The following is a 24500-nucleotide window of genomic DNA, read 5'->3' on the forward strand; positions in this document are numbered from 1 at the left end:
CGATCGAACAGAACGTAGTAATGGCCAGTATCGAGCAGGTCGAACGAGTAGTCGTAGCTGGTCGACTCCAGCGCGAATAGCTGGCGAAAGTTACTAAGGCAGGTATCCATCGGATCACGCCGCAGGCAGATGATCTTTGCCTGGGGCAGCGCCTGCGCAATGAAGCCTGCATAGAGAAAATTGTGCGGGAGTTTGTCGATGAAATGGGGCTTGTGGCCGGTCACAGGCCGGGTCCCGGCGAGATAGGCTTCGCCCAGCCGGCGCCAGTCAATATTGGGCACGCAATCGATGGTCTCCGGATCAAACAGGGCCCGCGTGCGGCTGCCTGACAGCTGCTTGAACGTCACAGGGAAATTATGCAACTCACCAGCCGAATGCACATCAGGGTGGTTGGAAATGATGCGCTCGACCAGGGTCGTGCCCGAACGCGGCATGCCGATGACGAAGATGGGTTCATCGGTAGGAAAGCCGGCGGCGGCGGTCTCCGGGTTCGGCAGCGCTTGGGTCAGCGCGGCGAACAGGGCCTCCTGGCGCTCGCGTGAATAGTCCCGTCCTACTTTTCCCGCGGCCTTGCCGAGGGCAAGGTGCCCGAATGCCTTGGGATAGTCGGCCAGATCCTCGTATTCCTTGAACAGTGCCAGATGCACGTATATCTGCGCGAGAAGGTTGCCTGCACTCTTCGGCAACAACGACTGCAAGCGCTCCAGATGATTGCTCGTCGCGGTCTGCGTGCGCAGATACGACAACGTCAGGTGGATCTCCCACGACTGTGGTGCCAGATCCAGGCAGGTTTCCATTTCCTGTTCCGCTTCGTCCAGCTTGCCCAGGAACATCAGCGATTTGGCGAGGTGGTTATGAAGGTTGACGCGGGATGGCTCCTGGGCCGCCGCACGCGCGTAAAGAGCCCGTGCACGCTCGTGTTCATTGGCGCGTGCGAGCACGAACCCGAGGGTATCCAGTGTCGTTGCGTCGAGCGGTGACAGGGTCAGGGTCCGATCCACGAGAGCCAGTGCAACGGCTTGCTGGTTGACCAGGGAAAGTACCCTCGCAAATTGCGCCGCATACTCGCCTCGCAGAGGATCCAGTGTCACAGCCCTTAGCAGGTACTTCACTGCAAGCGACATCTCCTTCAGGCCGAGTGCGGCAAGCCCGATCAGGTAATGCAGCCCCGCATGATCGGGAGCCACCGGCAGCAAGGTTTTCGCCAGATCAAATGCCTGACGATAGTTTCCCTGCTTGTACACCGCGGTGGCCTGGGCAAGGAGCTTGTTTGGATCAGACATGCAGTGCCTTAGCGTGACAGTAGCGACATTAGGTTCTACCTCCACGATATCGCCGTCGGCCGGCCGTTGATAGCATGGGCTGGCATGGCTGGTGCCGCTTGCGCACGGCGTTGACCCTGCTTCACCTCACACCACTGTCGCATCAACCCACTCTGTCCCTGCACTCCGCTATATTCCTCCCATGGACAAGGCGCTCCTCGAACAGCCCCTGATCATGGCCTCGGATCGCGTGAAACCCGCGACGACGGCTGCGGATGCCGCGCGACTGCGCGCGCTCACTCCCGAGGCATACTGGCTGGAGATCGCGCAGGAGTTCAGCTGGGACCGCGCACCGGACATTACCCTCGAAGGCCAGCTCGGCGACTTCCGCTACTTCCCCGGCGCAATGGGCAACGTGAGCGTCAATTGCCTCGATCGCTGGCCGGCCGAACGGATCGCCCTGCACTACGAGCGCGAAGACGGGCTGAAGGAAACCTGGACGTTCGGTGCACTCACCGATGCCGTCGCCCGCTTCGCCGCTGCACTTGAGGATCTCGGCGTGAGCAAGGGCGATCGCGTTGCCGTGTACGCCAGCAACGTACCCGAGTCGTTCATCGCCATCCACGCGTGCTACCGGATCGGCGCGATCTATTCGGTGATCTTCGCCGGTTTCAGCGCATCGGCCGTGCGCGACCGCCTCAAGGATGCGCAGCCCAAAGTCATTGTCTGCACCGACGCCACGCTGCGCCGTGGCCGCACTGTGCCACTCAAGGCCACGCTCGACGAGGCGCTGAAAGGACTGCCCATTCCGCACATCGTCGTTGCACGGCGGGTCGACAGGAATTACCTCTTGCGCGAAGGCGAGCGAGATTTCGCCGAGCTGCTGGCAAGCACCACACGCCGCGCTGCGCCCGTATCGCTCGAGGCCAACGATCCGGGCTTCATCATCTACACGTCGGGCACGACGTCGAAGCCGAAGGGCCTCGTGCACGCGGGCATCGGTTTCATGGTCGGCACCTATGCGAACGTGAAGTGGTCGCTGAACCTCGACGCCGACGACGTGTACTGGTGCACGGCGGACGTGGGCTGGCTCACATTCCCGATCTTCGCACTCGTCGGGGGTCTTGCGCACGGTGCCACGCATGTCATCTACGAGGGCAGCCTCGACACGCCGACGCTGGCGCGCACCTACGAACTCATTGCGACTTACGGCGTCAACAAGCTCTTCACCGCGCCTACCGCACTGCGGATGATGCGCCGCGCGGGCGATGACCTGCTGAATATCCACGACACCAGCAAGCTCGCGCTGGTGTCGCTGGTCGGCGAGCCGCTCGATCCCGATACCTGGTTCTGGACGCGCGACAAGCTCGGTCGCGGCACGTTGTTCGTCAACAACACCTACGGACAGACCGAGACCGGCACTGCGTGGTCGAGCAGCATGGTTGGCGCCACGCCGGCGCGCCCGGGCAGCTGTGGGCACCCACTCCCGGGCTACGTGGCACATGTGCTGCGCGAGGACGGTACCGAGGCCGCGCCCGGCGAGAGCGGCGCGCTCACGCTGGCCGCGCCATTCCCATGCCTGGCGCGAACCGTGTGGGGCGATCACCAGCGCTACGTGAATACCTACCTCGCACAATTTCCCGGCCATTACGTAGCCTCGGACGCAGCGCTGTTCGATGCGGACGGCCAGCTGTGGGTCACCGGTCGTCTCGACGATGTCATCAACGTGGCGGGCCATCGGCTCGGCACGATGGAGCTTGAGGCCGCACTGCTCACGCATGCCGCAGTCTCCGAAGCAGCCGTCGTCACCCAGCCCGACGAGGTGAAGGGCGTGGTCCCGGTGGCGTTCGTCGTACCCCGTGCGGGACACACGGATAGCGCCGAACTCCGCGCGACACTCAGCCAGGCTGTCGTCGATGCGGTCGGCGCGATCGCGCGCCCGGCGCGCGTGGTGGTGGTGGCCACGGTCCCGCGCACACGCAGCGGCAAGATCATGCGTCGCGTGCTGCGCGATCTGGTGGTCACGGGCAAGACATCAGGCGACCTGACCAGCCTCGAGAATCCGGACGCGATCGACGTGGTGCTGAACAAGCTCGCCGAGCCGTGAGGCGAATACCGGAGTCAAGTGATCGTCAGCATGATGACCGGAACTTCAAGGACCCATCGCTGCCTGGGTATCCAGCATGGGTTGCTGTGACACCTGCACGGCTCCATGCACGGGTTGATCGATATCGAGGATAAGCCCCGCTGCGATCAACAGAAGCACGAACAGCATCGTGCTGGCCCAGCGCGCGTGGCCCTTCTCATAACCCACGAGGAAGGCAACGAATAAGGTATAGATGAGCAGCACCACCAGGACCCGCGTCGGGATATGCGCGGCGCGTGCCGCCTTGCGCGATGCGGCCAGATCGAACATGTCGTTGGTGGCCGATACGACCAAAGCCGCCAACGGCGTCGTGCGAATCGGCTCGATGCCACGGCTCATCGTCTGCCAGAACCGGTTCTGCAATATCGTGGCACGCGCGTAGCTGGCATCCTCCGCTCGTTCCGTTGGCGCGCTGCCGTAGACGATGCGCTCGGCCACATAGGCTCGCAGCAGAGGATCCAGTTCGCTGCGCACATTGGCGTCCAGCAATTGCACCCGCAACGCCGTGGTGCCGATCGCATTGGCCTCGGCAACGACCAATTCCCGGCGGGTGTCATACCGGCTGAGGCTTATCGAGAAAGTGAAACCAACGAGTAATGCCAGCAGGCCAAGCACACTGGTCAGGGTGAAGCCGTCTTCGGCCTCGCGCGCGCCACTGCGGTTTTTCCGCCGACGCATCCAATAGCCGAATTCACGTGCGACGACCAGACAAAGCAGTATCCCTAGGGCGAGCAGCCAGGCGATGCCGTCGATGTCATTCGTGAAACCGGAAAACATAGGCCCGCTCCCGGCAAGCAACGGCTTGCAGCACAGTCACATGATATACGGTGGCACGCAGTACAGCCGACAGCCAGACCTATGCCCGGCACAGCGACCAGAAATCGATGTCGCGGCGGTGACGGTAGCCGACTTGTTCGTACAACAGCTTCGCGCGGTGGTTCTGGTGGCTCACATGCAGGAACGGCGTGCGACCGCGCTCCAGATTGTCGTTCGACAACAGGGCCAGCAGGCGACGAGCGTAACCGCGAGCGCTGAAGTCGGGATGCGTGCAGACGGCACTGATTTCCTGGTACGCATCCATGCCCAGACGCTCGCCGATGATCGCTGCGAGCCGGCCATCCTGATAGATCCCGAAATAGCGGCCGAGCTCCATCGTGCGCGGGCGGAAATAATGCGGGTACACCAGTGCGGTCAGTGCCAGCACATCCTCGCGGTGCGCCGCGGACAACCTGATTACCTCCGGCCCATCGATCACTGGTATCGGCATCGTGCAGATCATCTGCGCCAGTGGGCCATAGGCATTGAGAACCCATCCACTCGTCACCTTCGGCACCACGCCGAGCAGGTACAAGGCCTCACCCGGCTCCACCAAGTACTCGATCGCTTCGGTCGCGTCCACATCCGCGCTTGCCACGCCAAGGAAAGGCGCGAACTCAGCCGGATAGCGTGCCGCACCATCCTTACGCAACGCCAGCGCCCGATGCCGAGTGCATAGCGAAGTCCAGAATGGATTGTCGAGTTCCGGAACGATCATTCCGCGATACCGCCTAGTCTGCCGTTGGCGGAAGAGATTGCCATAGATGGCGTCGGCTGCGCGCGATATATGGCGCCCAACCTGCGTCACAGGTTGGCTGCATCGGGATGACGTGATCGAGCCGTATCGGACGTACCATCCACGAGAGGAAAGTTTCATCGCGAACAAGTTGCCTGGCGCACGCCTATCACGGATAACTACTTGCACCGCCATCTTCCGTCCAGAGTTCACGCTCCACCCAAACAACGTAGAGAGGCACGGCATGAATACATCAACCCGACCTGGTCACGCCCTGTTGGGGCCGCCCGCGCTTTTTGCTGAGAACCTGGCCAAGGGAGCCGGTACTCCCAGCATGAGTCTGGGTCATGTACTGCTTGCGCTGGTTATGATCGCTCTCGGAATACGTGGTCTCGTCTACGGCGATTTCGCGTCGGTGTGGCAACGCATTCCCATCGAGCATCTGCTGGCGCGGCAGTTCTTCGTGTATGCCTGCGCAGTGATCGAGCTGGCGACCGGCCTCGGCCTACTGGTGAAACGCATGGTCGGGTTTTCGTCCGGCATCCTGTTCATCTATCTGCTGCTCTGGGCGGTGCTGCTGAAGCTCCCCGCCGTGGTGTTCGTGCCGACGATGGAAGCCACCTGGCTGGGTTTCGGCGAGATCGCCGTCATCCTGGCAGGAGGATGGATCGTGTTTGCTGTCCATGCCGGTTCATGGGCAAGGAGTCATGTGGGCCTCGTCACTGGCATGCGCGGCGTGCGCTGGGCGCGGCTTCTGTTCGCCCTCTCACTGCCGACGATCGGGCTTTCGCACTTCGTGTATGCCAAGGAAACCGCCAGCTTCATACCTGCATGGCTTCCCTGGCACTTGGGCTGGGCTTACCTGACCGGAGCCGGCAGCCTCGCCACCAGCCTGGGTGTGCTGTTCGCGATCTGGCCACGCCTGGCGGTGACACTGGAGGCGGCCATGTTGAGCGTGATCACCCTGCTGGTCTGGCTGCCCGGCGTCATCACTGCGCCGGGGAATGATTCCGTGACGCCATTCCTGATGTCTACCGCGATTGCCTGCGGCGCCTGGGCGATGGCCGACTCGTACCGCGGAGTTGGCTGGCTTTGGGCATCAGCTTCGCGCGAAGACCATACGGCGGGATAACTGACTCGATTGGAGAAGCCAATGCTCGGCAGAGTGACCAGAACGCGATCTCGCGGCGATGGCGATAGCCGATCTGCTCGTACAACAATTTCGCGAGGTGGTTCTACCAGCTGATGTGCAAGAAAGGCATGCGGTCGCGTTCGAGCTGTTTTTCCCCCTTGGAAGGCATCCGCATGAATGTGAAAAGTGCAGCACACTCCATGGAACACGAGCGCCTTTCGTGGTTCTTTGCAACTCGCTCATCATGAGCGTTGACGCCTGACCGACCGTACGGGAACCGCGTCAGTAACTTGCGCCGGCACGGGCGTTGCTGGCCGCTACGGCCGTCGAAACGAAGATCCTGCGCCAGCAGGACCAGTTCGGCCAGCTGATGGCCGGTCTCGACGCCGACATCATCGCGGTACAAGGCGATCCGACAATCCACATCAGCGCCATCGAACACGTGCCGTTCGTGATGAAGGGCGGCGTGATCTACAAGCAGCCGGAGTGAACGCCAGCAGGGGATGTGGACATACCCACGCGATCAATGCCAGCCTGTCTAAACGAAGTTGAAAATCCAGGATGGGTGACGTACTCAAGAATTTCGGCAATCACAAACGTACAAAAGCCAACGCAGAATTTGGTAGTCGGCTTTTCATTCCAGAACTTATTGGACGCTTTTTGTGCTGCTGTCGACTGCGGCTCTGTCATCGTAGCCCTAGGATTCTGCGAACAATTCCCTGCGCACTTGATCGTGGACGCCATGTTGGTTCGAGCCTGAGCGTTGGATGTCGGACGCCGTCCCGTCGGAATCGTTACATTCACCCAACGCATGATTCGACGAAACCTCAGCTGCCGTCCTTCTGGTAGATCCGGCCATTCTTGATCACGTACGCGATTTTTTCGGTGTTGTGGATATCGCGTGTCGGATCGGCTGTAAGCACGACCAGGTCGGCGCGCTTGCCGGAGCTGATCGTACCGCGTTGCGTCGATTGCCCCATCGCGGCCGCACTGATTTGCGTGGCGGCGTGGATCGCCTCGAGCGGCGTGAAACCGCAATGCTCGACCAGCAGCGCCATTTCCGTGTGCACTAGAGGTAACGCATGAAGATCTGGTCCCTGAGGATCGGTTGGAAGCCCCGAACTGTCCGTGCCGACGTCGATCAGTACGCCCTGCTGGTGCGCCAGTCTGGTTACCGCATAGCTCCACGGCATGATGCCGGCACCCACACTTTTGGAATCATGTTGCGCTTCCTGCTCGAACGGGAGCAGCGTGGCATCGAGTATCGTGCCGTGCTGCTTCATCGCCTTGAACAGCGCGAGGATCTGCGGCGCGTCCGGCCGAATGTGTGCGAAATCGCCCATGGCGCGCACCCCATAGTCGTCCGGCACCTTCGGTGCCGCCTCCCAGACCAGATACGGACTGTGCGAAATGGTGTCTACGCCGGCGTCCACTGCATCGCTCGGCGTGGCCGGGAAAATCGTCGCGTGAGTCCATACGCGCAGGCCTTGGCGATGCGCTTCCACGGTGATCTTCGTGACCAGGTTTGCAGGCAAATTGGCATACAGCTTGAGCGCGGTCGCTCCGGTGCCCTTGGCTTCGGCGACGGCAAGCGGGATGTCAGTGGTTTGGGTGATCGCCTGCATCCATGGCGCAAAGCCCAGCGGCTCGCCTGCGGAAGCTTCCTGCGCGCGCACGTCCTCGACAAAGAACGTGGGGCCGGCCATCAGCGCCACGTAATAAATGTCCGGTGACTCCAGCGCATCCGAGTTCGCTTCCCCGGCGAGATAGCCAATCAGGCGATCGTCGCCTGCCATGTCGCGAATGGCGGTGACGCCACCACGCAGGAGTGCCTGCAAATGCGGCTGGTAGTGCGCGAAATCCGGCTCGGCACCGGTGAGATGCACGTGCGCATCGATCAGGCCCGGGATCACATAGCGTCCGCTCAGGTCTTCCACGCGCGCCGCCTTTGGTGCCGGGCGGCTACCGTCCGGATAGATCGCCGCAATGCGCTCGCCCTCGATCGCGATGGTCATGTTCGCCTGCGCCGGCGTGCCGGTGCCATCGATGACCGTGGCGTGGGTCAGTAGCAAAGACGGTTCGGCGGCAAGCACCGAAGTAGCCAGCGTAGACAACACCAATAGCGCCATGCGCTTCATCAAGATGCTTGCGGACATTTCTTGTTTCTCCTCTGTGTGGCTCAGGCGATCTGAAATCTGGATCAGAGAGCAGTCTCAGAAAAAGTGCAACCTGGTCACTGTCCAGCGCACCAGTAACGCGAAATAGCCGGAGATGTGACTCCAGAGATCCCCATATCGGATGAGCGGCCTCATTACGCCCGTGGCAACCAGGCGCCTGCTCGGCGTTCATGCCAGAAAACCCCGGACCTCTCGCCTGGTCACACGCGTCAATAGCAACCTTATGGTTGCATTTTTCATCATGCAGGCCCAAGCTTATATGCAACCAAGAGGTAGCATATGAACGACCGCATCGAGAAGTCCATCGAGTTGAAGGCGCCGGTATCGCGCGTGTGGCGTGCGCTCACCGACTACCGTGAGTTTGGCGAGTGGTTTCGCGTGAAGCTGGACGCGCCGTTCAAGCCAGGCAAGGTTGCCCAGGGACTGATTACCCACCCGGGCTATGAACATGTCGTCTGGCGGGCGACCATCAAGGCGATCGAGCCCGAACACCTGTTTTCGTTTACCTGGCATCCGTATGCGGTCGACCCCAGCGTCGGCTACGAGGCCGAAACGCCTACCCTGGTGGAGTTCATGCTGACGCCCAGCGCCACCGGTACCCTGCTGCGGATCACCGAGACGGGCTTCGACAAGATTCCCAGTGGGCGTCGCGCCGAAGCGTTCCGCATGAACGATGGTGGCTGGACCGCACAGCTGGAAAACATCCGCAACCATGTCGCGTAACTCACTCGCCCGGCTGACCCGTCAATCGGACGCGACGGCCACCGTCTTTGCCGCGTTGGGTGACAGCACCCGCCTCTTGCTCGTGCTGTCGCTGAGTCGCGGCAACCGCCAGTCGATTGCCCAACTTACCGAAAGCAAGCCGCTGACCCGTCAGGCGGTCAGCAAGCATTTGCGCATTCTCGAAAGCGCCGGTGTGGTCAGCAGCCGGCGCGAGGGGCGGGAAAACCTGTTCGCGCTGAATCCCCGGGCGCTCGACGAGCTGCGCAGCTACGTCGAGCAGATCTCGGACCAATGGGATGCCTCGCTGGCGCGACTGAAGGCGTTCGTGGAAAAGTGACGGCGCTATCCGAAGTAACCGTTGTCACGCATGTCAGTCAGCAGATCCGGCCCCTCTGGGCGCCATCCCAGCGAACTGCCGGTGATGGCGCTGGAGGCTGGATTGTCGGTGGCGACAAAGCGCCGGAAAATCGAAATGCGCGGACGCTTCATCCTCGGTGAGGCTGCGGACAGGGACGCCAAGCCCTTCACCGATCGCCTGGGCGATGGCACGAAACAGCACGCCCTCCTCTTCAAGGCCATGCAGACGCGTTCCGGGCTGCGCGCCCTCAAGCGCCAGTCGGAACAGACGCGCCGCGTCCAGCCGGTGTACTGCGGGCCAGTGGTTCGCGCCGTCACCTACGTACGCCGAAAAACCTCTTTCGCGGGCGATGTTGATCAGCCTGGGCACGAAGCCGCGGTCGCCCGCTCCATGAACCGAGGGGCGCCAACCGCACGACGCTGCCGCGCACACCATGGCCAGCGGCCGCCAGCACCTGGGTCGACAGACGTTGATGTGCATGCATGGCAAGCCGGACGGGGATACGAGCCAAGCCGACAACGGTGCAGGAAACAAATAGCGCTTTTTCAACACGCTCCCGCAGGCAACATTGCCGCGTCGAAGACCTAAGTCACGCATACCATCGATAGAAACCAGAAAGGTGCCAGTGGCATTTATTGCGGCAAAAATATCTCCGATACCTTCGTTGGATGGGGCGAACACTGGGTCAGGATCGACGGGTACCACGTCGCCGACGGGCAATCCACTTCAGCCAGGGCGCCGAATGGAAAGCACTCATCAGCCCATACATCAGCACCATGCCGCTCAGCGGCGAGGCACCGTGCGCAGCTGAGCAGAGCATGTCCATCGGGCCACCTCCAAGGACACCGGTCAGCAATGCCATGATGGCGAACGTCGGGGCAGCCGCGAGGCCAAGCCAGTCGGCTGCGCGGGAAGATGCCACATCGCCGCTTCCATGACCGATGGCAGCGCAGATAACTGCGTCGGCATGCACGTCGCTCACTTCATCTCTCCTGTCATGAAGCACCGTACCGTTGCGCTGCCACCAAGGCGCGGCTCAATGCTGGTCGTACTTGTCGTGGTGGCGCCACCAGACGCCGTTCTCGTTGCGTCCCCTGGGGGCGCGATCGAGCCACTGATACATGCCCCAGAGGCCATCCAGTCCGCGCGCATAGGTGGAATACGTGTGGTAGACGACGCCGTCCTCCAGCACGAACGCGCTCATGCCCGGCATCTCGCGCAGGTATGTGGCTACGCCCGTCTCCGTCATGGCCGCGATCTGGCCGACGAAACCATCCTCTCCGGCTTTCACGGCCGGCCTCACGTCCATCGGCTGGTAGTTGTAATTCACCGGGCCATTGCGCAGTTGCTCCTCGGTGAACGCGACGTTGAAGTCGAAATTGAACTCTCCATTGAGCGCCGATGCCCAAGGGAACGTCCAGTCCATCCGCCGCTTGAACGCCTGCAGCTTCCCAAGCGGTGCCCGCGACACCGCCATGAAGGCCACGTCGTGGTTTTCCAGGTGGGCGACGGAGCCGTTGAACCCGTCCGCGATGGACGAACAGGATGGGCAGCCGGCCGTGTAGTCGGGCCCAAACATGAAATGGTAGACAAGCAGCTGCGAGCGACCCCGGAAAAGGTCCGCCAGCGAAGCACTGCCCTTCTCGGTCTCGAACCGATACTCCTTTTCGATCCGGACCCACGGCAGTGCCTGCCGGCGCCGCGCTAGTTCGTCGCCGCGCCGCGTCAGCTCCTTCTCAGCGGCCAGCAGCTCAAGTCGCGCCGCCAACCACTCTTCGCGTGTTCCAGTCTTGTAGTCGGTCATCGCTTCTCTCCTTCTCAAACTCAGGCTGCAACCGGTTCGTTGCGCGCGTAGTCGGCCATTTGGCTGCGCAAGGCAGCCTCGAATGCTGGCCGCGCTTCGCAACGCTTGACGTAGGTATCGAGCCGTGGGAATCCGGCCACCAGATCCGTATGCCGGATGAACCTCAGCACGGTTGTCATCAGAATGTCGGCCGCCGTGAAATGACTCAGCAGATAGTTGCGGCCGTCGAGCCATTCGGAAAGCGCGGCCAATCGAGCTTTCGCCTCGTCAACCGCCCCGGCACGTCGCAACTTTGCCCATTCTTCGTCATGGTTTAGTACATCGATCACAAATAGATTCCAGAGCGGCGGCTCGACGGTACTGAGCGCAGCGAATATCCAGGTGAGCGTTTCGGCGCGCTGGCCGGCAGGCATCAGCGCTTCGCACTGTTCGGCAATGGCATAGACGATGGCACCCGATTCGATCAAGGTTCCGTCACCGGATTCGAGCACGGGCACCAACCCGAAAGGATGTCTGCGCCGATAGGCATCAGAGTTTCGCTCCTCGATCCCGATCAACCGGCTTTCATAGGCAAGCCCTGCCTCTTCGAGCGCCCAACGCACGCGCAGATCGCGCACCAGCCCCTGGGCAAAAGGCGGTACCCAGCCAAAGCCCCATACAGCGATCTTTTCCATCTCGTTTCTCCTCATGTTCATGTGTTGTCGGCGCCGGTTGTCGCTGGCGCCTTGGTTGGTGAGCGTGAGATAGACTGCGACCGGGCCATCGAAGGGTGGGAGTGACAAGTGTGGCGCGATTGAAATGGGCGCGATTCAAAAAGGCTCGCTGAAATGGGCTCACTCAAATGGACTCCCTGATCACGGCAGCGGCCCGCGCGCTTGCGGCGGGCGACCCGCTCGGCGCATTGAAGCGGGTCGCCTTGCGCGACGATGCACCAGCGCTCGCACTGCGTGGCATCGCAATGGCCCAGCTCGGCGATTACGTGCGGGCGAAGGCGCTGCTGCGCCGTGCCGCGCGCGCCTTCGGCCCGTACGAAACAATAGCCCGCGCGCGCTGCGCCGTCGCCGAAGCCGAGATCGCGCTCGTCTCGCGCGATCTCGGCGAGCCAACGCAGGCGCTCGATGCCGCACGAGCCACGCTCGAAGCGCACGGCGATCACACCAACGCCGCGTATGCGCGCTATCTCCAGGCCAGACGCCTGCTGCTGATCGGACGCCTCGACGACGCCGAGCTCACACTCGCCGAACTCGACCCTGCCGCGCTGCCACCCGCGTCGCGGGCCTCCTGCGAGCTGGTCGGCGCGGGCATCGCTATACGTCGCCTACGCACAGCGACGGCGCGCGCTGCACTGATTCGAGCCGAACAGGCGGCACGTCAGGCTGGCATTCCGGCGCTGACGGCGGAAGTCCAAAACGCGTTCCGCGTGCTGGACCTGCCCACCGCACGCCTGATTGCAAACGGCGATGAGCGACTCCTTCGGCTCGACGAGGTCGAGGCTTTGCTGGCCTCCGCGGCATTCGTCGTGGACGCGTGCCGCTACATGGTGCGCGATGCGCGTTCGGCGATCTCGCTGGAGCGGCGTCCGGTGTTGTTCGTGCTTGCGCGGACCTTGGCCGAAGCATGGCCCGGCGATGTGCCGAGGGCCACGTTGATCGCGCATGCCTTCCGCACCAAGCACGCCGACGAGTCGCATCGTGCGCGCTTGCGGGTCGAGATCGGGCGCCTGCGCACGCTGCTTCGATCGGTGGCCAACATCAGTGCGACGAAGCACGGCTTCACCTTGGCGCCGCACCAAGCCAGCGAGGTCGTCGTGCTGGCCCGGCCCGTCGACGACGCACATGCGGCGGTGCTTGCCCTCCTCGCCGACGGGGAAGCGTGGTCGAGCTCGGCCCTGGCGCTGGCGCTGTGCACCAGCCAGCGCAGCGTGCAACGGGCACTCGACGCGCTGGCGACTGCCAACAAGGTGGACTCGTTCGGTCGCGGACGGGCGCGACGCTGGATGACCCCGCCCATGCCCGGATTCCCGACAAGCTTGTTACTCCCGACGCCCTTCCCCGGCGATTAGGATGGATGCATGAAACGATCAGATGCCGAAATCATCAGCGAGTACGGCCCCTTCCCGGGTGTCGACCAGATAGGTGGCGTCACCTTCGACGGTGCGCGCGTCTGGTTTGCCGCCGGCGACACACTGTCCGCATTCGATCCGGCGAACGGAGAAGCATTGCGCACGATCGACGTCGCCGCGCATGCGGGTACGGCCTTCGACGGCCATCACCTGTTCCAGATCGCCGAGAGTTGCATCCAGAAGATCGATCCGGCGACGGGCCACGTGCTCGCCACCATCCCGGCGCCAGGCGCGGGTGGCGACTCCGGGCTTGCCTGGGCCGAGGGCACGCTCTGGGTCGGACAATACCGCGACCGCAGGATCCATCAGATCGATCCCGAAACAGGAGCGATTCTTCGCACCATCGTGTGCGACCGTTTCGTCACCGGCGTCACCTGGGTCGACGGCGAGCTGTGGCACGGCACCTGGGAAGGCGACGAAAGCGATGTGAGGCACATCGACCCCGCTACCGGAGAAGTGCTCGAGAGCCTGCAGATGCCACCCGGCGTCGGCGTGTCGGGACTCGAGTCCGATGGCGGCGACCGCTTCTTCTGCGGTGGCGGCCACAGCGGCAAGATCACCGCCATCCGCCGGCCTAAAACCCGGGCCAGCTCACGCTGAAACCTTCCAGTGCCTAAACATTGGCCAGGAACGTCGCAGTCGGGACGAAAAACAGCGAGCCGGTGACGGCCTTGCTGAAGTCCAGCAGGCGGTCGTAATTGCCCGGCGGTCGTCCGACGAACATGTTGACAAGCATCTGCTCGATCCGGTCCGGGGATCGCGCGTAACCGATGAAGTAGGTACCGAACTCGCCCTTGCCAACCTCGCCGAACGGCATGTTGTCGCGCACGATTTCCAACTGCTCGCCATCCTTCTCGATGGTGGTCAGGACGTTGTGCGCGTAGGGGGCTTTCGCGGCATCGGCTTGTTCGATATCCGAGAGTTTCTTCCTGCCGATGATGTTTTCCTGTTGCTCGACGGGCAACGCGTCCCATGCCTTCAGGTCGTGGAGATACTTCTGCGTGATCACGTAGCTTCCGCCCGCGAAGTGAGGATCTTCCTCGCCGATGATCGCGGCATTGATGGCGTCCGGATCCCCGGGATTCTCGGTACCATCGACAAAGCCGAGCAGATCGCGCTCGTCGTAGTACTTGAAGCCATGCACTTCGTCTACGGTCGAGACGGCGGCGCCGATGCGGGACATGATCTGAGCCGCCAGCTCGAAACACAGGTCCATGCGCGCGGCACGGATATGGAAGAGTATGTCCCCCGGCGTGGAGACGGCGTGGTGTTGTCCCTTGATCTCGCGAAACGGGTGCAAACCGCTGGGCCTCGGCTGCCCGAAAAGTCGGTCCCACGCATCTGACCCAAAAGCCATGACGCAGGAAAGCTGGCCTTGGAAGTCGCGGAAACCCACCGCGCGCAAAAGAGACGCCAGGTCACCACAAAGCGCTCGCACCGTCTCTTCATGCTGAGTTTCAGGATTCAACGTCACCACGAGAAAAATCGCGGCGCGTGTAAGCTTGGCGACAACCGGTTGCTGAATGACGGAAGACACGATCCACTCCTGGCGAATTGTTTTCCCAAGTATGACTCTGGTTCAATGAAGTCCCAAAGCGAGCTGGCGTCTGGTCGCCCTAAGAAATCAGGCGCCAAAGACATTCATAGTGATGAAAAAGTCTTTCTGACACCTTTTGATGATCGAGCCACTTTCATCGACGTCAGACTCAATGCACCGCTTTTGCGAGTTCAGCCTCATCCTTGAGGTAACTGGTACTGAGCGTCGCATGCTCCCGCGCAAGCGGTAGCAAGGTCGGATAAAACTGTACGAAGGTCGTATCCACCGCCGCATGGTCGCGGTGGCATGCGTAACAAGCCGCAGTCATGGGTAGCTTGGCTGCCGGCGCGCTGCCTTCGACATCGAAGAATGCCCAGCCTCCATCGAATCGCGTCACGTCTTTTACGTGTACTTCGACGCCCTTGATGTCGCCATTCTGGAAATGGCCGCGATGATTGATCGAGCCTTTGCTGGTGGAACTTCGGACTTCGAGCACGAACTGCGTCTTGTCCGGCCAGGTCCCCGTCTGCAGGAAGGCACGATAGGCCTCGGGATTGACAAAGACGTTGTCGAATACTGGCTGCGCGGATGCCAGGGCCTTTTCGTTATAGCTCATGTCCAGGCCCGAACTGAGGAAAATCCACTCGCGATAATCGGTGGGAGGTATCAGCCGACCGTCAGCAGCATAGGTGGGTTCATGGACGTTCTTCGACGGACCTTCGGCGAATGCCGCCATCGGCGGTGCAAACGCGGCGGCGACAATCAGAGCGAGACGAACGGCAACGTTTTTGATCATGTCACGACTTCCTTGTATGCGCGGCTTATGGAAACACGGGGCGGAGCGCAATTTCAGGAAAAGCCGACTCCGACCGGGGTTGGATGTGAGTAGGCGAAAAATGGTTTAAGAAACATTGCACAGACTCGTGTTGGATGTGTACGACTTGAGCTACCTGAGATAACAACCCCGCGCGGCTAACTCACTCGGACGTCACCGGAAAGGTTGGCCCCTATTTTGCCTACTTTGCCCCACTAATGGTTCGCCCAATTGCAAGGCGCAACCCCGATTCTCGATCTGAGCAGCCATATCGTCCGCGCCAAGACCTGCTACGCCATAAACCACGCTAATGCCGCAGCAAGCTCAACACAACCTCGAGCACGATCAACAGCACGATCGCTATCTCCAGCAATTCGGCGCGACGGCTGGATGCCTCTTCGTACAGAGCTGCATAGGTATCGCGGATGATCGCCAGCTTGCGATCGACTGACGTACTCAACGAAGGTACGCGGAACAACGCCAAGGCCGCGCTGTAAACGCGCGCCAGATAGACGTCCTCGGTCACCTGCAAGGCATTGTCGACTTTCTCGGTCAACTCGGTGGTTTCCGCAACCAGCGTGTACAGGCCGCGCGCCAAGTGCGCGAAGCGACGGGCGGCCAGCAGCGACACCGCGCCACGCGCCTCTTCAACCCGGTCGTACATGCGCGGCAATTCATCGTCCAGCAAGGTGTCGTAATACCTCAGCTCGAGCAACTGCGCGTTGGCCACCTCAATCACATCGGCCACGTCCGAATCGCCGCGTGGCTCATAGATAAATGCGCGATCCCAGGTCAGCACGACCAGGTCGTCCGCGAAGTAGGAATAGCTGTGCGCCAGCAAGTCGCGGCGCGCACCGTCGGACAACGGCCGTGTCTCACCGGAGAGAAGCTCGGTCAGGTCCACGCGCTGGCGTAACTCGGTTGCATTGATAGGCTCGTCCAAGGTGTAGACCTTGCCGAGCAGGTAATCCTCCTGCAATGCTTCCCCCGGCACGGGGCGATCCAGCGCTGACGCGACCGCGGCACACACCTGATCACGCAGCGCCGTCCAGAAGCCATCGGGCGATGACGGACCCAGAGCGCGATCGAGTGCATTGAATTGCGCCACAAACGCCGGCCACGCCGCATCGGCCACCGCCACGCGCACGGCCAGCGCGGCAACACCAAAATCGTAGAGCCTGACGCTGACTTGCGCCGTTACCGTCAGGCCATCCAGGACCAACGAGATGGGCTCCATCAGCAGTTGCAGCGGTGGGACGTCGAAGGCAACGGCCTTGGACGGCGTATTGGCAAGCCGGCTGCGACTACTCGTACCACCTACATGCGCAAGCCACGCCGCTTCCGCAGCGGGAAGATCGATCGCGTAGGCAATGTCGAACAATCGCAATGCCACCAACTCGCCGGACCGAACCGTAATGGCAGATGCATTCACCGACGTGCGCTCCAGATTACGAGAATACCCGGGCAGTGTAACGGCGCTATATGAAGATACGTCGACGTCTGACGCCGCCATGGTCAACGCCGCGAGCAATCACCCCTGCAGCTCAAGTAACCGGATCAGAACCACTTCCTGCACGGCCCTCCCTTTTCTTCAAGGACGATGCGACGCTTCCTTGTCGAAGAGCGAAACCAACGGCAATCTTCTACACGATTATGGCAAAGCCATGGCGCATCGCTGGCCAAGCCTGGGCGCCCTGCCTCACGCCCAGTACCTGCTGCTTGCTCGCCAGATTGAGCTAGTGCAGCGGCGCCAACAACGCAGCGATTCGATCCTTGCTCCCGGCAATGCGTTCCAGCCGTGGATAGCGCAATGGTCCCCGATAGGGAACGCGAGCGCTCCCGCTGCGACCGTCTGCCTCGAAGCCGAGCTCGATCGGTACGGTCGCGGAGGCGCGCACTGCAGCGGCAAGGACCTCGGACGTAAACGGCTTTCCATTGACTGACTGGATCCTGACGCCAGGCGCCAGGCCAGCGTCGAAGGCTGGTCCTTGCCACGCGACGGTGCGTACATCGCCGTCCTTGGTGACGGCAAGCCCGATGGAATAACTCAAGTTGCTGACACCGGCATCGATTTCGTCCTGGCGAAAGGTCTCGGTCGGCGTGTCGGTGAATGTCAGCCGCCAGCCATCATGGGCGAGACCGTCGAGGACGTCGGTTTTTTGCGACTCGAGACGCGCACGCAGGAAACCGGCCCAGTCGTACGGTGTCACGCTGTTCAACGCTACGCACACATCGTCGAAAGTGTAGGTTCTGGTGATGCGCGAACCGCCGTCGATGGCAAAGAAGGCATGCGCAAAATCGTCGAGGCTTTTGTGGCCGCCGCTTTTCTCGCGGATCAGCGCATCGACGTACAGCCATAGCATCACGCCTTCCGGGTAGTAGTCCTCGCGTCGCTGCCAATCGCGCCACGGCATCGGATGGCCGATAACGAAGAGCGGATCGAGGCTGCTGTCGGCCAACGATTTCCATGCGCGCCCCGGACGCTCGGCGACAACCGCTGCATCCAGCGCGAGCTTGTCGAGCGTCTCCTGCGGGCTGCGCATGCCGCTGCGCGCCGCGAGCACGCGACCCCAGAATTCGGTTTGCCCTTCATAGACCCAGAGCAGACTGTCACGCATCGGCTCGTTCAACGTCGGCACCCACAGGTCGGCCGGCTGCCGGAAACGACCGTTCCAGGAATGCACGTATTCGTGCGCGATGAGATCGCGGTTGTTGAGTTGCTGACCGGGGTGGGTGAAGTAGTCGGCCGGCAGGTTGTCCTCGGCCGATTCGAGATGCTCGATGCCGCCGGCGGAGAATTGGTCGCTCAGGGTAACGAGCGCGTCGTAGTGCGCGTAATGCGGCACACCGAAGACGCGGCCGGCCTGGTCGATCAGCGCGCGCAACGTAGCGAGGTCTTCGCGGGTTTCCGCGAGGTCGGCCGGGTGCTCGGTCAACAGGTCGAGCCGGAACGGCGGTGCGCCTTCGGGCGCAAGGTTGATCTGGCGCGCATAGCGGCTGGCCGCCACCGGCGAGTCGGTGAGTGTTTCCAGGCTGGTGGGCTTGTACACAATCGTGTCATCGATGCTGCGCTCCACCTCCAGCGCACTGAACGCGTGCAAACCAGGCGGCAGCTTCAGCGTTGCAGCGACGGAAATATCGCGTGCGAACCAGCCGGCCGGATACAGCAGCACGCGATGCCACGGCAGCAGGGCCGAGTCAGGCATCAGCTGCGCATCCGCAGCGCGGGTGACGTACTGGAACTCGAGATCGATCGTCCGCGCGCCGGCGGGAACATCGATGTGGAAAGCATGGACGTTGACAGGATCGCGTTGCCAGGCGATGCGTTTGCCTTCCGCGCGGATCACCAGACCGGCAAGACTCACCACCGCTGCGGTTTCCGCGTGGCTGGCGGACTCCCAAGCCGGATAAAGCAAGGTCATCGGACCGGGGGCTTGCACGGGTATCGACTCGCGAACGTCGAACACCTTGTGCCGTGTATCGGTGGCGTCAACAGCGAGGGTGATGGTTCCAGCGAAAGCGATATCGCGCGGCGCGGCGATCGGTGCCGGATAAGGCACCGGCTGCGGCCCTACCCCGACCTCGGCTGCAACCGTCAACGACGTCAGCGCCAGACACGCCGCGACGCACGCGGGGATCGACTTCCTGCGCAAGGCCGCAACCACATCAGCAGTATTGCCGTGCATGCGAGCACGGCCAGCTGGAACAACGAACAGTGATCGCAACTCGGTGTCCTGCCCTTATGAAAGTGATGACGCGATGGCCGGGAGCGCGTTGCAGCGGCCCAGCACGAAGGGGCTGGGACGAACGGCGACTCTCGCCCGCAGCGCGCTTGAACCGCATGTGCCAGATTGCCTAGGAAAATTAAAGCGTCGAATAAGATCAGCCGTTTATGCACACCAAAATGCTGATCATGCTCAGGCAGTTCAATGGGTCAACAGGTTTCGTGCGCGCAACCCTAGGCAAGATGGCTGCCGACCGCGTTCATGAGCAAACCGGCCAAATGTTCGATTGCTGTGTCGCCACGAAGCGAAGAACGAACGAGATGAAGGGGTACCGCATCAAGGTCTGGAAGGTCGAATGTCCCATCGAGGCAAGCGATGCCGTCGGGTACGTAGACCGCAGTGCGTGCCACCAGACCAAGGCCTGCTTTCGCCGCAGCCCAAACCGCTGACACACTGCTACCTGACAACGCGATGCGCCAGCTCGTTCCTGCCCGGTCGAGCGCATCGACAGCTTGTTGGCGGAACATGCAAGGTTGCTCGAGTACAAGTAGCGGCAATGGTTCGCGATCAAGCGCCTGCCATGTTGCGTGCGCGTACCAGTGGACAGGAAGCATGGCGATCAGTTGGCTGATCAGTCCACCGTTGCCACCGAAGGCCAGGGCGAGATCCAACCCGCCGTTTCGGAGAAGTTGCAGCAAGCGGTCGCTTTGCCCGACGACGATTTCGAGCTGCACTTTTGGGTGCGCCGAGGTGAACAACGCCAGCGTCTGCGGCAACCAGCTATCCGCAAAGTCCTGGGGAACGCCCAGGCAAACTTTTCCTTGAAGTCCCGTACCACGGACGGCCAGAACGGCCTCGTCATTCAGAGCCAGCATCTTTCGCGCAAAGCTGACCAGCTGTTCGCCCGCCTCCGTCAACTCCTGACGCCGGCCAATTTTGCGGAACAGTGGCTTTCCCAATCGTTCTTCCAGCGCTCGCAGCTGAAGACTGACAGTGGATGGCGATAGATGAAGGCTCTCGGCAGCTTTGCCGAAACCGTCAAGATCCACCGCCGTGACAAGCGTACGCAGGCTGGTCAGATCGAGAATCATCGTTTGGCAAACCTCATCAATGACTTTAAAACCGCTCTCTATTCCCACGTGACGGAACCATCCAGAATGAAACTCCGGTTCAGCGGATACGGAGGCCATCATGTTGCTCATGCAATACCGATTCGACCTGGCTGACGATTACGACATGGGATCTGTGCGCGAGCGTATCTCAGTTCTCGGGCCCGGCTTCAATTCGCTCGCCGGCCTGGTCCAAAAAGCGTTTTTCGTCTCAAGCCTCGCAAACGGTCGCCCCAATCGTTATGCGCCGTTCTATGTCTGGAAGAATGACGAAGCCATGCGTGCCTTCCTTCTTTCGGACGCATTCACCCGGCTCTGCGCCAAATATGGTCGCCCCAAGGTACGTGCATGGATGACCATTCATTCGAAAACGGGAGGCGCATCCCGGACCCCGGGACAAGCGACTCAGGAATTCATCCCGGTAAATCCCTCTACTGATCTCGGTGTCCTGGCCTCCCACGAACGAGCCAAGGCAGATGCTGCAGGACATGACGAGTCACTGCATTCGATCCACATCGGACTCGATGCAACGACATGGCAACTGGTCCGCACCTGCTTTTGGCATCAACCGCCCGAGACGAAACAGGGTGTTGACGCCTACGACATTGAATACCTCGCCTTTCCCCGCATCGAGTGCCTCAGCGCATGAAGCCACTCCACATCTGCGTCGGTGTGCTCGCGATAAGCCTGATCGGAGCAACCTTGGCGGTGGCGTCTCCCGCTCTCACTGCTATCCATCGAACCAGCAGCATCGACCGCCAGGCCATCGAGGCATTATTGGCAAGCTATACCCGTTGCGTTACGGAGCACGACGAGGCGGGCTTCCGCGCGCTGCTCCTCGACGAGAAGATTCCATTCGCGTCAGTTCAGGAGTCGGCCGCCTCGGCCAATCCTCCTGATCTTCGCCAATACGAGGACTTTCGCCAGGCTGTCTTCGCCAGTGGCCAGCGGTATCGGGAAAAGTTCTACAACGTTCGCATCGAACAACACGGCCCGCTGGCGCAGGTCTCGCTCGACTTCCTGACGCAGCAGATTTCCGGAAATCGGAGATCCTCGGCCGGGTGGAAGGTGTTGCAACTGGTGAAGGTCGGTGATCGCTGGAAGATCGCCAGCGCGCTCTACACGTTCTAGCGGTAAAGCGTCCGTCGCCTGCCTGCTGTGAGCGGGCGGAAATGGCGTCACGCTTCCATCTCCTCGCGCGCATAACGCGATGGCGGCAGTCCGACATAGCGCGTGAAAGCGACGCTGAATGCGCTTGCGGAGCTGTAGCCGACGCGTTGCGCAACTTCGGCGACGCCACCTTCTTTCCGCCACAGCAGGTTTTTGGCCATGGCCATGCGCCAGGCGAGCAGATACTCGATCGGGGCCACACCCACGGCGCGGTTGAATCGCTCGAAGAACGCCGAGCGGGAGAGGGCTGCCTCTTTCGCCAGCTGCGCAACCGTCCAGGCCCGGGTCGGACTTTCGTGCATCCGTCGTATCGCGACCGCGAGGCGTTCGTCGGCAAGCCCGCGCACGAGGCCCGGCGACGCTGCCGTCCCGGCCGTGGATCGGAGTGCTTCGATGAGAAGAACCTCCAGGAGGCGAGCCAGGATGACATCGCGCGCGGGCCGCTGCGCGCGGGATTCTTCGCCCACGAGCTGCACAAGGGTGGCCAGCCTCCTCTCGCCGCGAACATGCACGAGTTGCGGAAGCAGCGACACGAGCAAAGCCGCGTCAGGTGAACCGAAGACGCAGTGGCCTATCAGCGCTCGAAAGTCGGGCGCTCCGCTCTGAACGCCGATTCTGAACTCGCCATCGGGCAGCGCGACCGGCAGGGAGTCGATGTCGTCCGGAGCCGGCGGCTCGAGGCTCGACATCGCGAAGCCATACGCCGCGGGGATCAGCGCGAAGTCGCCGGCCTGGAGGGCGAGTGGCTCGCAGCCGTCGACTGCGAGGTGGCACGAGCCCTCGACGATCACGCAGTAGAAGGGTCGCCCTGGCTCCGAGCGACGAACACCCCAACGACCTGCCCCGCTGACGACCTTCGAGAACGGGGCCCCCGGCTGGAGCAGTGTGACTACCTCGGCGAGCGGATCGATCATGGCAGGACTCTCACGAACGAAACTCGGACTTTCGATTGTAGCAAGTCCAGTGACGGCGGCCTATCGTCTCTGTACGGCAAACCAGCTACCGGAGTCTCCGGGAGAACCGTAAGGCAGCCGCGCATCGTGGAGGAGAGCAACATGCAAGACAAACCCGTCGCCCTGGTCACCGGGGCCAATCAAGGAATCGGTCTTCAGATCGCCAAGGATCTCGTGACACATGGCTTCACTGTGCTGGTCGGGTCGCGCAATCTCGAGCGCGGCGAGGCTGCGGCCAAGGAGATTGGGCCGGATGCCCGCGCGCTCCAGCTCGACGTGACCGATCGGGCTTCGATCACCGCTGCGGCGGAGCGCATCCGCAACGAGTTTGGTCATCTCGACGTGCTTATCCAAAACGCGGCGATCTCGAATACAACGAAACTGCCCGGCCAGTCCGTCGCGGATTACGCAACGACGGTCCGCCCGAGCAACGTGTCCCTCGATGAAATGCGCGCGGTGTGGGACACCAACGTGTTTGGCGTTCTCGCCGTTTACCAGGCGATGCTGCCGTTCCTGCGCAAAGCACCGGCAGCCCGCATCGTTAACGTGTCGAGCGGCGCTGGCTCGCTGACGATGAACGCGGATCCGGCCACTTCCCACCGCGCGATCTTCGGCCCTGTCTACCCTGCATCCAAGACGGCTCTCAACGCCTTGACGCTCGCCATGGCGATCGAGCTGGAGCCAGAGGGGATCAAGGTCAACGCCGTCTCCCCTGGTTTCACCAAGACGAACCTCAACGGCTATGCGGGCACGGAGACTGTCGAGGAGGGCGCCCGCGAGGCGGTGCGTGTTGCGCTGCTCGGACCGGACGGCCCAACAGGTACGTTCACGCACGCAAAACTCGGAGCGCTCCCGTGGTGATCGGGAAATACAGCATGAACTATCCGACGAAACGCGATCCCATTCCGAGTGAAGGTGTTGGTGGAGGGCTCTTTCAATAGAGTCCCTCCGCTTGCCCTTGCGGCCTTCAAGTATCGGAAACGTGCAATTGTTCGAGGTCGACAATGAGTCCAGGTCCGGTCGGACGCCATCCCAGCTTTTTGCGCGTTTGCGCGCTGGAGGCGGGCACGTCATGCCCAGCAAACATCGCGAGCCAGCCGTAAAAGGCTTGGGCTTCCTCAGAAGCGATGGATTTGACCGGCAATTTCAGGCGTCGACCAATGGCTTCAGCAATATCGCGTATCGATACACCTTCTTCCGCGACTGCATGGTACTTCGCGTTCGGCTCAGCCTTTTCGATCGCCAGCCTGTAGAGGCGGGCCACATCGAGAACATACGCCGCCGGCCAGCGATTGAGTCCGTCTCCCACATAGGCGCAGACGCCTTTTTCGCGATACGTCGCGATCAGAGGGGTGATGAGGCCCTGCCTCGTCGTGTCGTGGACCTGCGGGAGCCGCATCACCGACACATTCACCCCGACCGCGGCGACGGCGGCCGCCGCCTCTTCCGAGATTGCGCGGGGATGCACGTCAGAACCGACGATCGCATTGTCTTCCTTGGCCGGCTGGCCGGGCACAGTGTTGGCTAGTCCGGTCCCGGAGGTCACGATCAGCGGTCGATCGGAGCCGGCGAGGACCGAGCCAAGCGCCTTGATCACATGGCGATCGTCCTCGCAGTTTTGGACGAATCTCGAAAAGTCGTGATTGAAGGCCAGATGGATGACGCCATCCGATCGGGCGGCACCCTCCTTGAGGCTATCCGGGTCCGCGATCGACCCGCGATAGACCTCGGCGCCGGCGGCCGCCAGGGCCTCTGCCTTGTCGTCCGAGCGGCAGAGGCCGATCACCTGATGGCCCGCCGCGATCAATTCCTTCACGACTTTCGAGCCGATGAATCCGGTTGCACCAGTGACAAATATACGCATGAGCCAAGTCTCCTGATTTCGCTGGAGACCAATGTCGTCGTAAAATTTACCC

The 24500-nt window shown here is 61.9% G+C and carries 25 protein-coding genes; 10 read left to right on the plus strand and 15 right to left on the minus strand.

All coding sequences use genetic code 11. The annotated features are described in order from the left end of the window. Nucleotides 1–1283 (minus strand): sulfotransferase (locus tag GSQ75_RS13445; protein WP_216840685.1); only part of this gene is annotated, 1283 nt, incomplete at its 3' end. A 181-nt stretch (nt 1284–1464) separates the two neighbouring features. Between GSQ75_RS13445 and GSQ75_RS13450 the strand changes: the two genes are divergently transcribed. After that, on the plus strand, nt 1465–3369 hold the full coding sequence (locus tag GSQ75_RS13450; RefSeq protein ID WP_158755378.1) for an AMP-binding protein: 1905 nt from the start codon (nt 1465–1467) through the stop codon (nt 3367–3369). Nucleotides 3370–3414: 45 nt separating this feature from the next. Here GSQ75_RS13450 and GSQ75_RS13455 read toward each other — a convergent pair whose 3' ends face one another. After that, nucleotides 3415–4185 carry a hypothetical protein gene (locus GSQ75_RS13455; protein ID WP_158755379.1) on the minus strand — a complete coding sequence of 257 codons (771 nt, stop codon included), beginning with the start codon at nt 4183–4185 and terminating at the stop codon, nt 3415–3417. A 79-nt stretch (nt 4186–4264) separates the two neighbouring features. Then, a complete protein-coding gene (locus GSQ75_RS13460; RefSeq protein WP_158755380.1) occupies nt 4265–4942 on the minus strand; it encodes a GNAT family N-acetyltransferase in 678 nt (225 codons plus the stop codon). 262 nt (nt 4943–5204) lie between these two features. Here GSQ75_RS13460 and GSQ75_RS13465 point away from each other — a divergent pair, with 262 nt between their 5' ends. Together GSQ75_RS13465 and GSQ75_RS13470 are read left to right on the plus strand one after the other, a co-directional pair. Beyond that, the gene (locus GSQ75_RS13465; RefSeq protein ID WP_158755381.1) at nt 5205–6092 is read left to right on the plus strand and encodes a DoxX family protein; all 888 of its coding nucleotides are present in this window, start codon (nt 5205–5207) and stop codon (nt 6090–6092) included. Nucleotides 6093–6399: 307 nt separating this feature from the next. After that, nucleotides 6400–6582, plus strand: coding sequence for a hypothetical protein (locus GSQ75_RS13470; RefSeq protein ID WP_158755382.1), 183 nt, complete (start codon nt 6400–6402; stop codon nt 6580–6582). Between the two features lie 337 nt (nt 6583–6919). On the opposite strand, the gene GSQ75_RS13475 is transcribed toward GSQ75_RS13470, so the two are convergent. After that, nucleotides 6920–8248 carry an amidohydrolase family protein gene (locus tag GSQ75_RS13475; protein WP_158755383.1) on the minus strand — a complete coding sequence of 443 codons (1329 nt, stop codon included), beginning with the start codon at nt 8246–8248 and terminating at the stop codon, nt 6920–6922. A 300-nt stretch (nt 8249–8548) separates the two neighbouring features. Between GSQ75_RS13475 and GSQ75_RS13480 the strand changes: the two genes are divergently transcribed. Further along, complete coding sequence (locus GSQ75_RS13480; protein WP_158755384.1) at nt 8549–8992, plus strand: SRPBCC family protein; 444 nt, start codon at nt 8549–8551, stop codon at nt 8990–8992. Continuing rightward, nucleotides 8982–9329 carry a metalloregulator ArsR/SmtB family transcription factor gene (locus GSQ75_RS13485; RefSeq protein ID WP_158755385.1) on the plus strand — a complete coding sequence of 116 codons (348 nt, stop codon included), beginning with the start codon at nt 8982–8984 and terminating at the stop codon, nt 9327–9329. The genes GSQ75_RS13480 and GSQ75_RS13485 overlap by 11 nt, the downstream gene beginning before the upstream one ends. Nucleotides 9330–9362: 33 nt before the next feature. On the opposite strand, the gene GSQ75_RS13490 is transcribed toward GSQ75_RS13485, so the two are convergent. The 4 genes from GSQ75_RS13490 to GSQ75_RS13505 all read right to left on the minus strand — a co-directional run bounded on the left by GSQ75_RS13490 (nt 9363) and on the right by GSQ75_RS13505 (nt 11828). Continuing rightward, entirely contained in the window at nt 9363–9830 is a 468-nt protein-coding gene (locus GSQ75_RS13490) for a hypothetical protein (RefSeq protein WP_158755386.1), read from the minus strand. 205 nt (nt 9831–10035) lie between these two features. Then, nucleotides 10036–10332 (minus strand): hypothetical protein, encoded by a 297-nt coding sequence (locus GSQ75_RS13495; RefSeq protein ID WP_216840686.1) that lies wholly within the window; start codon nt 10330–10332, stop codon nt 10036–10038. 54 nt (nt 10333–10386) lie between these two features. Beyond that, nucleotides 10387–11154 carry a DUF899 domain-containing protein gene (locus GSQ75_RS13500; protein WP_158755387.1) on the minus strand — a complete coding sequence of 256 codons (768 nt, stop codon included), beginning with the start codon at nt 11152–11154 and terminating at the stop codon, nt 10387–10389. A gap of 20 nt (nt 11155–11174) precedes the next feature. Beyond that, complete coding sequence (locus GSQ75_RS13505; RefSeq protein ID WP_174236734.1) at nt 11175–11828, minus strand: glutathione S-transferase family protein; 654 nt, start codon at nt 11826–11828, stop codon at nt 11175–11177. 167 nt (nt 11829–11995) lie between these two features. Here GSQ75_RS13505 and GSQ75_RS13510 point away from each other — a divergent pair, with 167 nt between their 5' ends. Together GSQ75_RS13510 and GSQ75_RS13515 are read left to right on the plus strand one after the other, a co-directional pair. After that, a complete protein-coding gene (locus GSQ75_RS13510) occupies nt 11996–13216 on the plus strand; it encodes a helix-turn-helix domain-containing protein (protein ID WP_158755388.1) in 1221 nt (406 codons plus the stop codon). Nucleotides 13217–13225: 9 nt separating this feature from the next. Then, nucleotides 13226–13876 carry a PQQ-binding-like beta-propeller repeat protein gene (locus GSQ75_RS13515; protein ID WP_158755389.1) on the plus strand — a complete coding sequence of 217 codons (651 nt, stop codon included), beginning with the start codon at nt 13226–13228 and terminating at the stop codon, nt 13874–13876. Nucleotides 13877–13889: 13 nt separating this feature from the next. Here the strand turns inward: GSQ75_RS13515 and GSQ75_RS13520 are convergent, their stop codons facing one another. The 5 genes from GSQ75_RS13520 to GSQ75_RS13540 all read right to left on the minus strand — a co-directional run bounded on the left by GSQ75_RS13520 (nt 13890) and on the right by GSQ75_RS13540 (nt 20554). Next, the gene (locus tag GSQ75_RS13520) at nt 13890–14813 is read right to left on the minus strand and encodes a Dyp-type peroxidase (protein ID WP_158755390.1); all 924 of its coding nucleotides are present in this window, start codon (nt 14811–14813) and stop codon (nt 13890–13892) included. Nucleotides 14814–14982: 169 nt separating this feature from the next. Then, nucleotides 14983–15609, minus strand: coding sequence for a cytochrome P460 family protein (locus GSQ75_RS13525; protein WP_254058575.1), 627 nt, complete (start codon nt 15607–15609; stop codon nt 14983–14985). A 325-nt stretch (nt 15610–15934) separates the two neighbouring features. Next, a complete protein-coding gene (locus tag GSQ75_RS13530) occupies nt 15935–17059 on the minus strand; it encodes a hypothetical protein (protein WP_254058576.1) in 1125 nt (374 codons plus the stop codon). Between the two features lie 304 nt (nt 17060–17363). Further along, complete coding sequence (locus GSQ75_RS13535) at nt 17364–19313, minus strand: M61 family peptidase (RefSeq protein WP_254058577.1); 1950 nt, start codon at nt 19311–19313, stop codon at nt 17364–17366. A 272-nt stretch (nt 19314–19585) separates the two neighbouring features. Beyond that, nucleotides 19586–20554, minus strand: coding sequence for a LysR substrate-binding domain-containing protein (locus tag GSQ75_RS13540; RefSeq protein ID WP_158755391.1), 969 nt, complete (start codon nt 20552–20554; stop codon nt 19586–19588). On the opposite strand from GSQ75_RS13540, the gene GSQ75_RS13545 reads away from it, so the two are divergent. Continuing rightward, entirely contained in the window at nt 20544–21110 is a 567-nt protein-coding gene (locus tag GSQ75_RS13545; RefSeq protein ID WP_158755392.1) for a DUF4865 family protein, read from the plus strand. The two genes, GSQ75_RS13540 and GSQ75_RS13545, sit on opposite strands and share 11 nt — an antisense overlap. Next, the gene (locus GSQ75_RS13550; RefSeq protein ID WP_158755393.1) at nt 21107–21592 is read left to right on the plus strand and encodes a hypothetical protein; all 486 of its coding nucleotides are present in this window, start codon (nt 21107–21109) and stop codon (nt 21590–21592) included. The genes GSQ75_RS13545 and GSQ75_RS13550 overlap by 4 nt, the downstream gene beginning before the upstream one ends. 47 nt (nt 21593–21639) lie before the next feature. On the opposite strand, the gene GSQ75_RS13555 is transcribed toward GSQ75_RS13550, so the two are convergent. Then, nucleotides 21640–22545, minus strand: a complete 906-nt coding sequence (locus GSQ75_RS13555; protein WP_158755394.1) for an AraC family transcriptional regulator — start codon at nt 22543–22545, stop codon at nt 21640–21642. A gap of 141 nt (nt 22546–22686) precedes the next feature. Here GSQ75_RS13555 and GSQ75_RS13560 point away from each other — a divergent pair, with 141 nt between their 5' ends. Continuing rightward, entirely contained in the window at nt 22687–23445 is a 759-nt protein-coding gene (locus GSQ75_RS13560) for an SDR family oxidoreductase (RefSeq protein ID WP_158755395.1), read from the plus strand. Between the two features lie 106 nt (nt 23446–23551). On the opposite strand, the gene GSQ75_RS13565 is transcribed toward GSQ75_RS13560, so the two are convergent. Continuing rightward, entirely contained in the window at nt 23552–24448 is an 897-nt protein-coding gene (locus GSQ75_RS13565) for an SDR family oxidoreductase (RefSeq protein ID WP_158755396.1), read from the minus strand. Nucleotides 24449–24500 lie beyond the last annotated feature (52 nt).

Source organism: Dyella sp. S184 (assembly GCF_009766065.1).
Classification (GTDB): Bacteria; Pseudomonadota; Gammaproteobacteria; order Xanthomonadales; family Rhodanobacteraceae; genus Rhodanobacter.